At 70.9% G+C, this 10,042-nt stretch carries 13 protein-coding genes; 10 read left to right on the top strand and 3 right to left on the bottom strand.

Annotated elements, in window-relative coordinates; genetic code table 11:
• The first annotated feature begins 8 nt into the window (after positions 1 to 8).
• From lxmK to ACFYW3_RS25890, 5 genes are all read left to right on the top strand, one after another.
• On the top strand, positions 9 to 1,160 hold the full coding sequence (gene lxmK / locus ACFYW3_RS25910; protein ID WP_351749504.1) for a class V lanthionine synthetase subunit LxmK: 1,152 nt from the start codon (positions 9 to 11) through the stop codon (positions 1,158 to 1,160).
• 5 nt (positions 1,161 to 1,165) lie between these two features.
• Positions 1,166 to 2,140: a T3SS effector HopA1 family protein gene (locus tag ACFYW3_RS25905; protein ID WP_351749505.1), complete on the top strand. Its 975-nt coding sequence runs from the start codon at positions 1,166 to 1,168 to the stop codon at positions 2,138 to 2,140.
• A 149-nt stretch (positions 2,141 to 2,289) separates the two neighbouring features.
• Positions 2,290 to 2,448, top strand: a complete 159-nt coding sequence (locus ACFYW3_RS25900) for a hypothetical protein (RefSeq protein WP_351749507.1) — start codon at positions 2,290 to 2,292, stop codon at positions 2,446 to 2,448.
• A 248-nt stretch (positions 2,449 to 2,696) separates the two neighbouring features.
• Complete coding sequence (locus tag ACFYW3_RS25895) at positions 2,697 to 2,894, top strand: LxmA leader domain family RiPP (protein WP_351749509.1); 198 nt, start codon at positions 2,697 to 2,699, stop codon at positions 2,892 to 2,894.
• Positions 2,895 to 2,929: 35 nt separating this feature from the next.
• A complete protein-coding gene (locus tag ACFYW3_RS25890) occupies positions 2,930 to 3,130 on the top strand; it encodes an LxmA leader domain family RiPP (RefSeq protein ID WP_329202929.1) in 201 nt (66 codons plus the stop codon).
• 166 nt (positions 3,131 to 3,296) lie between these two features.
• Here the strand turns inward: ACFYW3_RS25890 and ACFYW3_RS25885 are convergent, their stop codons facing one another.
• Positions 3,297 to 3,623, bottom strand: coding sequence for a winged helix-turn-helix domain-containing protein (locus ACFYW3_RS25885; RefSeq protein WP_389387475.1), 327 nt, complete (start codon positions 3,621 to 3,623; stop codon positions 3,297 to 3,299).
• Positions 3,620 to 3,976, bottom strand: a complete 357-nt coding sequence (locus tag ACFYW3_RS25880) for a hypothetical protein (RefSeq protein WP_389387474.1) — start codon at positions 3,974 to 3,976, stop codon at positions 3,620 to 3,622. Before ACFYW3_RS25880 ends, ACFYW3_RS25885 begins: the two co-directional genes overlap by 4 nt.
• A 488-nt stretch (positions 3,977 to 4,464) precedes the next feature.
• Between ACFYW3_RS25880 and ACFYW3_RS25875 the strand changes: the two genes are divergently transcribed.
• The 4 genes from ACFYW3_RS25875 (at position 4,465) to ACFYW3_RS25860 (ending at position 8,660) form a co-directional block, all read left to right on the top strand.
• Positions 4,465 to 5,049, top strand: a complete 585-nt coding sequence (locus ACFYW3_RS25875; protein WP_389387539.1) for a transposase — start codon at positions 4,465 to 4,467, stop codon at positions 5,047 to 5,049.
• A gap of 151 nt (positions 5,050 to 5,200) precedes the next feature.
• Complete coding sequence (locus ACFYW3_RS25870; protein ID WP_351749517.1) at positions 5,201 to 6,055, top strand: ATP-binding cassette domain-containing protein; 855 nt, start codon at positions 5,201 to 5,203, stop codon at positions 6,053 to 6,055.
• Positions 6,052 to 7,260, top strand: coding sequence for an ABC transporter permease (locus tag ACFYW3_RS25865; RefSeq protein WP_389387473.1), 1,209 nt, complete (start codon positions 6,052 to 6,054; stop codon positions 7,258 to 7,260). The genes ACFYW3_RS25870 and ACFYW3_RS25865 overlap by 4 nt, the downstream gene beginning before the upstream one ends.
• A 290-nt stretch (positions 7,261 to 7,550) precedes the next feature.
• Positions 7,551 to 8,660, top strand: a complete 1,110-nt coding sequence (locus tag ACFYW3_RS25860) for a sulfite oxidase (RefSeq protein ID WP_389387472.1) — start codon at positions 7,551 to 7,553, stop codon at positions 8,658 to 8,660.
• Between the two features lie 31 nt (positions 8,661 to 8,691).
• Here the strand turns inward: ACFYW3_RS25860 and ACFYW3_RS25855 are convergent, their stop codons facing one another.
• A complete protein-coding gene (locus ACFYW3_RS25855) occupies positions 8,692 to 9,246 on the bottom strand; it encodes a DUF5956 family protein (RefSeq protein WP_389387471.1) in 555 nt (184 codons plus the stop codon).
• Positions 9,247 to 9,361: 115 nt separating this feature from the next.
• On the opposite strand from ACFYW3_RS25855, the gene ACFYW3_RS25850 reads away from it, so the two are divergent.
• Positions 9,362 to 10,009 carry a TetR/AcrR family transcriptional regulator gene (locus tag ACFYW3_RS25850; RefSeq protein ID WP_351749524.1) on the top strand — a complete coding sequence of 216 codons (648 nt, stop codon included), beginning with the start codon at positions 9,362 to 9,364 and terminating at the stop codon, positions 10,007 to 10,009.
• The last annotated feature ends 33 nt before the right edge of the window (positions 10,010 to 10,042 follow it).

Genomic DNA, 10,042 nt, shown 5'->3' with positions numbered 1-10,042 from the left:
GCCGCCGCGTGACAAGAATCCAAGGAGCTCCCACCAAGGAATCCGCGCCGACCCGGTCCCGGTACGCCCCCGCCGATCTCGCCGGAGTCCCGGAGGTCGCGGCGTTGCTCGGCGCGCTCGGCCTGGGCGCGTTCGACCCGGACGACGTGACGTCCCGGGTGGGCCGCAACGACAACTGGGCCGGTACGACGACCACGGGCGCACGCGTCTTCGTCAAGCGGCTGAGGGGCCCGGAGCCGGCCGAGGCCCGCAGCCGATACGACCGCATCCTGGCCTTCGAGGCACTGGCGGCCCGCCACCCGGGATCGGCCCTCATCGGTCCGTCTCTGCTCGGCTCCGACACCGACGCGATGCTCGTCGTCTTCGAACTCTTGGAGGACGCCCGTTCCGGGTCCGAGCTCAACGCCGACGATGCGTTCGACGAGGAGTTGAGCCACCAGGCCGGACGGCTCACGGGAGAGTTGCACTCCCTGCCCGCGGACGCGGGCCTGCTGGACACGACGCCACATCCGATGCCCCCGCTCCATCCGCACAACGCCGTGTCCCTGAGGGGCCTGGTCTCCTCGACGTTCGGCGAACTGGAGACCTGGAGGCTGATCCAGTCCGACCGCAAGGTCGTCGACGCCCTGCACCGGCTGCGCGCCGCCGAGGCCGCGGTGCAGGACCGCAGGCCGATCCACGGAGACCTGAGACTCGACCAGTTCCTCCTGACCCCGCACAGGCTGCTTCTGACGGACTGGGAGGAGTTCCGTCTCGGGGACCCCGCCCGGGACCTCGGTGCCGTCATCGGCGAGTGGCTCTACACCGCCATCCACGGCATTCCCCGCTCCATCGGGGACACTCCCGGGTTCACCTTCGACCAGCAGACCTCCCACGAGGAGATCCTCGAACACGGGGTACGGGAACTCGACCGGCTACGGCCCCGGATGCGTGCCTTCTGGGCCGGATACCGCTCCGTGCGCGGCGCGGCCGCGGACGACGGGCTGCGTATCCGCGCCGCCTCGTACGCCGGGTGGCACATGTTCGACCGCATGCTCGCCACCGCGATGGTCGGTGGACGCGTGATCGCCGCCGATCGGGCCGGCGCGGGCATCGGGCGAAGCATCCTGCTGGCGCCCGAGAGCAGCACCGACATCCTGGGACTGGGAGACGCACTGTGATACCGATGACCACCGACGTCCTCGCTCCCGCCCTCGTTCGGACCGCCCGGGACATCTCCGTCGCCTCCGACGGACTGAGCGCGACGGTCGGATCGGAGTTCCTGGAGGCGGACGCGCCGGGCAAGCTGGCGGGGAAGCTGTCGCAGACCCTGTATCAGCTGGCGCACACGGGCAAGGACAGGGCGGAGACCACCCGTCCACGGAGCCTGCGCGATCCGGAGTTCGACCGCCTGCTGACCGAGGCCATGCCGCACTCCCACACGCTCGCCGACGCGGTCGTCCGCGAACGCACCGATGACGGCATGCTCGTGGCGGAACTGGGCGGACTGCGCGTCCTCCTGCCCGCGGACACGCTCGTGGGCGAACCCCCCGCGAAGCTGCCGAGCGCCGCGGCGATACGACTGCCCGCGGCCCGGCCGGCCCTGTCCACCGGGTTCTTCCTGACCGACGGCTCGGCGGGCACGGGTGTCGGCAGGGGGGCGCAGACCCTTCGTGTGTACGTCCACGTCACCTCGGCGGAGGCGGCACCGCGGGTGTGGAACACGGTGCTGACGTACCTGGAGGAAAGGCGGCTGGTGTACCGGGCGAAGATCACCTCCAGTCCCCGGTTGTTCCCGCGACGCGACGCCCTCGTCGTCTACCTGCCCCCACGGAGTTGGTCGGCCGTTCGGGGGATCGGGGCGTGCGTGTCCGGTCTCGACGGGCTGGGGCCGGACACCTCGCCGTTCGCCCACCAGGTGGTGCCCGGCGTCGCCGTCGCATGGGAGCCTCAGGACTCCCGTCCCGGGATGCAGGGCCTGAGTTTCGGTGAACACCGCAGCGGTGCGCTGGCCCAGGCCATGGTCAAGCACCGGGTGCGGCCCGACGGCGTCGGTCTGGAAGACACGATGCGGGAGGTGTTCTGGGACGCCGGGATCGACCCGTCGGCGCCGGCCCGCAACCTGGCCTCGCCGCCGCTGCCCGACCTCGGGCTGCTGTAGGCCGCCGCGTGCTGCGCTGTCCGACCGCGTCGACAGCCCTGCGGATCCGCGCGGTCATGAGCCTGCTGTCCCGTACGGAGCCGCGCGATGCGCTCTGCAGGCGGTTGGGCGTGTGCTCCCCGTGTCTGGATGAGTGGGCCGATGCGTTCTTGACCCATGCCCTCCAGGGCCTGACGTCTCCGGGCGCTCCCGTGGACCGGTACGAGGTGCTTGCCAAGGAGGCGGACGCCCTGGCCCGAGGGCTCGACGAGACGCGGACGGAACTCGCGGTGTGGGAAGGCCTGGTTCGCCGCGCGACGAGCAACTGAGGACAACGGCGGATATCGAAGAAAGGGACCCGTGGGCACGGGTCCCTTTCTCGTGTCCGGAATGCCGGTGCCGGCGGGTGCATCGAAAGTCGTGCCGGACGTAATTTGTTGTGACGTCTCGAAGAGTGTGCAGCTCAGGGCTTTGCGGAGAGAACCAAGCCATAAGTTTCCGGCTTCTTCGGGCGGGGCTCACATGGTCAACTGATTCCGCAAAGCACATTCCGATGCACATACGAGAGAGGCCAGACGTGAACGCCAGTCAGATGATCGCCGGTTACACCGCTTACACCACCGCCGAGGAGTTCGGCGCCACCGCACAGGGCGACGCCCCGGCGACCACGCCGTCGATCCTCAGCTTCATCGACATCTCGAGCGCCGCGTGCGGTGCCGCCGTCAGCGCCGTCAGCGCCGCCTCCGTGGGCGCCACCGCCCACGCCGGCTGCTGACCACCCACCCCCGCTCACACCTCAGGAGAACTTTCATGAACGCCAGTCAGCTGATCGCCGGTTACACCGCTTACACCACCGCCGAGGAGTTCGGCGCCACCGCGCAGGGGGACGCTCCGGCGACCACGCCGCTGACGGTCACCACGGTCTCCTCGCCCGAGTGCACCGCGTTCTCCGTCAGCGCCGCGAGCGGCGTCCTGACCAGCGTGTCCATCACGCACGCGGCGGGCTGCTGATCCACTGGGAACAAGGTGGAGCCGCCGAGGGGCATTCGGCGGCTCCACCCGTCGGTCCCGGACCGTGTTCTCCGAAGCCGTCGTACTTTCCCCGCGAGAGGATCGCGTGGAGAGTGCGACGGCTTCGGCGTGTCCGGCCCGCGGTACCGGGTCCGAGGCGCCCGGCTCAGCCCAGGCCGGCGCCACGGCCCCGGGCCTGATCGGCGATCTGCTGCAGGGCCGAGAGATGGCCCGCGAGACTGCTTCGGCCGGTATCGGTCAGCGTCAGCCAGGTGCGGGGGCGTTTGCCCACGTACCCCTTGCGCACCGCGACGTACCCGGCGCCCTCCAGGGCCGTCACGATCTTGCTCAGGGCGGAGTCGGACAGGTCCAGCGCGTCGCGCACCGCCTTGAACTCGGCCTCCGTGCAACCGGAGAGGAAGGCGACGACCGCGAGTCTGCTGGGGTGTTGGACGACCGCGTCCAACTGCGGCAGCGGATCCGGTCCGGTCATGCCGGACTGCCGTTCCTCAAGCGCACCAGCTGGAACCAGGCAAGCACCCCCAGACCGATCCCGGCGACCGCCAGGCAGCCGACGACGCCGGCGAACAGCGCCCCGAGGCCGCCGGCGACGAACGGCAGCAGTGCGGGGAGCTGACGCAGCGTCCGCTCCCGGGTGGTGCCCGCGGGAGCGGGCACCACTCCACCGGCACGGACCGTGGAAGCGATGGCGAGAAGGCAGAGAACAAGACAGATGGCAGCTACAACGAGGAAGGCCGGTTCATCACGATATTTGTACGCGAGGCCGAAATTGACGAACCCTCCGGCGAGCAGCAGGCCGGCCGCCGGGGGAAGCCAGGAGGGCATCGGGCGGGGGCCGCGAGCGGCACGACTCGCCGAACCGGCCACGGTGAGAGCTGAGTTCGCCTCATCTGGAGTGGGGAGGTTTTCCATGCTTCCACCCTCGCACTTACTTTCCCGCCAGGCAAGTACTTTCTCGGACGCGGGGTTTGTCAGCCGGAACGGGCGCTCCCTAGGCTCGACCTGATCGACAAGGGCGACGACCACCCGCGCACCGGGCACGTCCCGACGCGGGCGCCCGGAACTGCGCGATGGGGGATCTTTCATGAACGGGGACTAGACCCCCCTCGGGGAACCCGCAGGCGAGCAACCCGCGCCGGCACGGGCCGCGCAAGACCACCCGCCCTCCGGAACGACGGCCGTTCCCGCACGGAGGACCCGACGGGCCGTTCCCGTACGGAGGGCCCGACGGGCCGTTCCCGTACGGAGGGCCCGACGGGGGCTTCGACCGAACCTGAAACGCGGTGACACCAGCTCGCGATGCCCTCTTTTCGATGGGGCGGGACGGGCTGTTCACGCTGCCTGAAATCAGATACTCGCACCGCGGGGCCCCTCTGAATTGTTCCTCAGATCTTCCTCAACGAGCTTGCAGGCGCAGGGGGAACATAAACAAGATGTGTCGTACACGCCTCGTTGTCGGGTCCGCGGCGACCACCAGCGGACAACGTTTACGACAACGTGGCACAGACCGGGGGAGAGATTTCGACGTGCCCAGACCACCCGTAATACCTCCAGAAGAGAAGGCGAAGCTCGTCCTGACCGTTCTGTCCGGAGACCTGTCCGTGTCGCAGGCAGCCAGCAGTGTCGGGGTCTCGGAACAGGCGGTCGGCAACTGGAAGCGCCAGTTCATCAGCTCCGGAACCCAGGGACTCGAAGGCGGAGTCAGTCAGAGCAGCGAGCGGGAACGCCGCCTGCTCGCCCAGATCACGGAGCTGAAGACCGCGCTCGGCGAGGTGTACATCCAGCTCAGGGCCAGGCGGAACGCAGTGGACCACCATGCGGTCCCTTCCCGGACCTCGACGCCGTACGGAGCGAATGCGGGCTCAGCGTTTCGAGGTTCTGCCAGATCATCGGCATAGCCCGCAGTACCTATACACAAAGGCGTCTGACTCACGCCAACAGCACATCAGAACGAAAGTTCTCCACGGGGGACATGTGAAATCTGATCAGGCAGTACTTGAAATAGCAGGAATCTCGAAGCGTTACGGCAGCCACGTTGCTCTCGATGCAATGGAATTCAGCGTCGGAGCCGGAGAAGTATTCGGCTTCGTCGGCGGCAACGGCGCCGGCAAGACCACGACCATGCGCATCATCATCGGGGTACTGGAAAAGGACGCCGGAGCCGTCCGATGGAGTGGACGCCCCATCGATGCGAAGACCCGGACCTCATTCGGCTACATGCCGGAGGAACGCGGTCTCTATCCCAGGATGACCGTCGGCAACCACCTCGAATACCTCGCACGGCTGCACGGCATGGACCGGCACGCCGCCCGCACGGCCATGCACACCTGGACCGAACGGCTCGACATCGGGCAGCACCGCGACCGCGCGGTCGACTCCCTCAGTCTCGGAAACCAGCAGCGCGTGCAGCTGGCCGCCGCCCTGGTGCACGACCCTCGGTTCCTGCTCCTCGACGAACCGTTCTCCGGCCTCGACCCACTGGCCGTCGACACCATGAGCAGCGTCCTGCGGAGCAAGGCGGATGAGGGGGTCCCCGTGCTCTTCTCCAGCCATCAGCTCGACCTTGTCGAGCGGCTCTGCGACCGCGTCGGCATCGCCGGCAAGGGGACGATGGTGGCCTGCGGCACAGTGGAGGAACTCCGCGCCGGCGCAGACAACAGCGTCTACATCGAGGTCGACGACGCCCCCGGCGACTGGCCCGCGTCCCTTCCGGGCGCCGAAGGCCTCACCGCCCGCCGACAGGAAGCGGGAATCGTCCTCGGTCTGCCGAACGGCTTCGACGAGAACCGACTCCTGCACCACGCGATGACGCTGGGACGTGTCGTGGCCTTCCACCGCCAACGACCCTCCCTCACCGAGCTCTTCCGCTCCGCCGTCACCGACGAACCGCAGGAGGCGGCATGAGCCCGGCACAGAACACGGCGGGCGCGGCATCCGCGCGCACCGCGGTGTGGCTGGTCACCTGGCGGGAGATCCACGCCCGCGTCGGCACCCGCTCCTTCGTGGTGGGAACCCTGGTGAACATCGGAGTCATCCTCGGGCTCCTCTTCGCCTTCGGCTCCCCGGACAGCGAAGACCAGCCCGTCGTCGTGGTCGCGGGCACGCCGGTGGCGGCCTTCGCAACGGGCACACCGGGTAGGGAAGCACGGTGGGAAAGCGCCGCGGACGCCGCCGACGCCCGCCGGAAGGTCACGGACAAGGACGCGGACGCCGCCCTCGTCACCGACGGCGATCGAACTCGGCTGATCCTCCGGCACAACAGCCCGTCCGCAGCCCGCGAAGCAGCGGCTGCGGCTGCGGAACGCTGGGCCACATCCCGCGCACTCCAGCAGCAGAACGTCGACGAGGAACGGATGCGCGGTCTCGTGGCCGAGGCCCTGCCGGCCCCCGAACTCGTCGGCGACCCGGTGCCGGGCGGAGCAGGGCTCGGCGCGGCCCTCGGCGTCGTGACCATCCTGTTCTTCCAGCTCTTCGGCTACGGGATGACGGTCGCTCAGGGCGTGGTCGAGGAGAAGTCGACCCGCGTCGTCGAGGTCCTGCTCGCAACGCTCACCCCTTTCCGCCTCATGACGGGCAAGGTGCTCGGCATCGGCGCGGCGGCACTCCTCCAGACCGCGCTGTTCGGGGCGTCGGTGGTCCTCGCGGTCCGCTTCGGGCACGTCCTGCCCGCCACGTTCCCCGCCACGGTGACAATGGCCGCCGCCGTGGCCTGGTTCGTGCTGGGGTTCGCCTTCTTCGCCTTCCTCTTCGCCGCCGCCGGCTCCCTGGTCTCGCGTGCGGAGGAGGTCTCGGGAGCCGTGATGCCGGTCCTGATGGCGACGCTGGTGCCCTACGGTGTCGCGGTCGCCGCGGCGATGGACCTGACGGCCCCGTGGGTGGGCGTTGTCCGGTACATACCGCCGTTCTCCATGCTGATCATGCCGTTGCAGGTGAGCGCGCACACCGCGGGGTGGACGGAGAACCTGGCCGCAGCGGCCTTGATGGCCGTTGCGGCGGCCGGCCTGGCGGTCGGCGCGGCCCGCGTCTACGAGCGGTCGATCCTGAGGATGGGATCGGCCATCCGCTGGAGCGTCGCCCTGCGCGGCCACCGGGAGCCCGTCGCCGACTGACGCGGTGCCGTACTGCCTCGGGCCGCCGGCCCGAGGCAGTACGGCGTCCCCGCTCGCGCGGGAGACAGGTGACCGTCGGCGCCACCCCGCACGTCGCCCGCAGATCCCGCCCTCTCAGCCATCGAACAGGTCGGCGTTGGCGCGCCGGCAAGCAGATCCGCGGCCTCGGGCCCCACCAGACCACCGTGTAGCAGCCGTCCCCCCGCGTGTGGACCGTGCCCCTCCCCGTTTGCGGAGGGGCGGCATTCGGTGGGCGGGCCCGTGGGGTGGTTTCGGGGGAGCATGGAGGGATGGAGACGGCATCCCCGGGGGGTGTCGGTGGGCCGGGTCGGGTGGCCGCGGTCGGGGAGGGGATCGGGGCGGACGAGCTGGCGCTGGCCGCCCGCAACCACGGTCTGCCCTTGGAGGCGCTGCGCTACGAGGTGACGCCGGCCGGGCTGCACTACGTACTGGTGCACTACGACATCCCCGCGGCCGACACGGATCGGTGGCGGTTGCGGATCGGTGGGCGGGTGCGGAACGCCGTGGAGTGGGGGTTGGACGAGCTGCGGGCCCGGCCGGCGGTCACGCGGCGGGTGACGATGGAGTGTGCCGGGAACGGGCGGGCACGGTTGTCGCCGCGGCCGGTGAGCCAGCCCTGGCTGGTGGTGGCGGTGGGGACGGCCGACTGGACGGGGGTGGCGCTGGGCGGGCTGCTCGCCGAGGCGGGGGTGGAGCCGGACGCGGTGGAGGCGGTGTTCACGGGCGCCGACCACGGGTTCGAGCGCGGGGTTGAGCAGGACTACCGGCGGAGCCTGCCGCTGCCGATCGACGCGGACGTGTTGGTCGCGTACGAGATGAACGGGCGGCCGCTGCCGCCGCAGCACGGGTGTCCGCTGCGGTTGGTGGTGCCCGGCTGGTACGGGATGGCCCATGTGAAGTGGCTGACGGACATCACGCTGGTCGACGTGCCGTTCACCGGCTTCCAGCAGTCCGTGGCCTACCGGTTGCGGCAGTCGCCCGAGGAGGCCGGGGAGCCCGTGACCCTGATCGAGCCGCGTGCCCTGATGGCGCCGCCGGGTTTCCCCGACTTCATGTCCCGCATCCGTGTCGTGCGGCCCGGGCCGGTGCCGCTGGCGGGCCGGGCCTGGTCGGGGTACGGGCCGGTGGTGCGGGTGGAGTTCAGTGCCGACGCGGGCCTGACCTGGGTCGACGTGGAGGTGGCGGCGCCGGCCGGCGGGCGCTGCGCCTGGCAGGCCTGGCACGGGGTGTGGGAGGCGAGGCCGGGCGAGCACACCCTGGTCGTACGGGCCACGGACGCGAAGGGGCGGCGACAGCCGCTCGAACAGGCCTGGAACCGGGGCGGCTTCGGCAACAACGCGGTCCAACGGGTGGCGGTCGTGTGCGCCCCGAAGGGGTGACCCCCTCGGCCCCCGGTGGGTGTGAGGGGATTCAGCGCTCCCGGTCCGGGTGGGCGTTCGGGGCGTACGGATCCGGGTGGGCGTTCGGGTCCGGGTAGGCGTCGAGTTCCGTGCGGACCAGGGCGACGAACTCCCGGGTCCGGGTGTCGACCGACCGGTCCTCGGCCAGCCGGTGGAGGTGGTCGAGGACGGCTCCGACCGTGTCGAAGGGGCCGACGGGGCGCAGCAGCCACAGGCGGCCCCGGGGGCGGGGCGGCAGGCCGAGGTCGGCGAGGCCGGCCACCGATTCGGCGTCGAGGAGGTCCAGGTCCTCGGCCGGGAGCGGGGCGCACTCCACGCGCGTGAGGTGACCGTGGCCGTCCAGTTCGCTCTCGACGGCCCAGCGGGTGCCGCGGTCCGGGATCCAGGTGCGGGCACCCGGGGGCCAGACGTAGGGGAGGAAGACCCACGTCGCGGTCTCGGGTGCGGGCTCCCAGCCGAGCGTCTCCAGTTCCCGGATCTCGGGCAGTCGGTCCGGTTCCTGTTCGCTGCGTCCGGTGCGGCGCAGTGCGAGCGGGTGGGGTGATCCGGTCTCGTCCCAGGACATGCGGGCACGCTATCCGACGGGGTGGCGGATGTGCGTGACCCTGTGGGGTCCCGGCGGCTCCGGGCGTAGGGTGGGCCGTAAGTAGACGCTGTCCACATCTGGAATCGACGGTCCCATGCCCGCACCGGCCACCGAACCGCCGCGCAAGCGCACCACCTACCGCCACGGCGACCTCCGCAACGCCCTGCTCGACGCGGCTCTGGAACTGGCCCGCGAGGGCGGGCCCGACACGGTCTCGCTGCGGGAGGTCACCCGGCGGGCCGGGGTCTCGCCCAACGCCGCGTACCGGCACTTCGCCGACCGGGGAGCGCTGGTGCACGCGGTCTCGCAGGCCGCGATGGCGCACGTCGCGCGGGCGATGGAGGCCGAGATCGACGCCCTCCCCGCGGCCGGCGATCCCTCGGCGGGGGCGCGGGCGCGCTTCCGGGCGGTGGGGACGGGCTACATCCGCTTCGCCGTCACCGAGCCGGGCTGGTTCCGGACGGCGTTCCACGTCCCGCCGGACATGGTCCACGCCGCGGACACCACGGCCGCCGGCGAGGGCGGGCTCACCCCCTTCGAACTGCTCGGGGCCGCCCTGGACGGGCTCGTGGACTGCGGGGTGCTGGCCGCCGAACGTCGCCCGGGCGCGGAGTTCCTCGCCTGGTCGGCGGTGCACGGACTGGCGGCGCTGGTGATCGACGGACCGCTGCGCGGGGTCGCCCCGGAGCAGGTCCACGACGCGGGCCAGGACGTGATCACGATGGTGGAGCGGGGGCTCTGAGACGGCTCGGACCAGGGGCGCGGCGGTTCGGCG

The organism is Streptomyces sp. NPDC002602 (genome assembly GCF_042889445.1).
Classification (GTDB): Bacteria; Actinomycetota; Actinomycetes; order Streptomycetales; family Streptomycetaceae; genus Streptomyces.
Note: the sequence above shows the minus strand (reverse complement) of the source record. Positions and strands in the feature narration are given on the sequence as shown.

Excerpts from the sequence above, each read along its gene's own strand:
- ACFYW3_RS25880 (WP_389387474.1), bottom strand. The coding sequence starts at position 3,976 with ATGCCCTCCTGGCTTCCCCCGGCGGCCGGCCTGCTGCTCGCCGGAGGG.
- ACFYW3_RS25850 (WP_351749524.1), top strand. The coding sequence starts at position 9,362 with ATGCCCGCACCGGCCACCGAACCGCCGCGCAAGCGCACCACCTACCGC.
- ACFYW3_RS25890 (WP_329202929.1), top strand. The coding sequence starts at position 2,930 with ATGAACGCCAGTCAGCTGATCGCCGGTTACACCGCTTACACCACCGCC.
- ACFYW3_RS25885 (WP_389387475.1), bottom strand. The coding sequence starts at position 3,623 with ATGACCGGACCGGATCCGCTGCCGCAGTTGGACGCGGTCGTCCAACAC.
- ACFYW3_RS25875 (WP_389387539.1), top strand. The coding sequence starts at position 4,465 with ATGGGGCGGGACGGGCTGTTCACGCTGCCTGAAATCAGATACTCGCAC.
- ACFYW3_RS25870 (WP_351749517.1), top strand. The coding sequence starts at position 5,201 with ATGGAATTCAGCGTCGGAGCCGGAGAAGTATTCGGCTTCGTCGGCGGC.
- ACFYW3_RS25855 (WP_389387471.1), bottom strand. The coding sequence starts at position 9,246 with ATGTCCTGGGACGAGACCGGATCACCCCACCCGCTCGCACTGCGCCGC.
- ACFYW3_RS25905 (WP_351749505.1), top strand. The coding sequence starts at position 1,166 with ATGACCACCGACGTCCTCGCTCCCGCCCTCGTTCGGACCGCCCGGGAC.
- ACFYW3_RS25860 (WP_389387472.1), top strand. The coding sequence starts at position 7,551 with ATGGAGACGGCATCCCCGGGGGGTGTCGGTGGGCCGGGTCGGGTGGCC.
- ACFYW3_RS25865 (WP_389387473.1), top strand. The coding sequence starts at position 6,052 with ATGAGCCCGGCACAGAACACGGCGGGCGCGGCATCCGCGCGCACCGCG.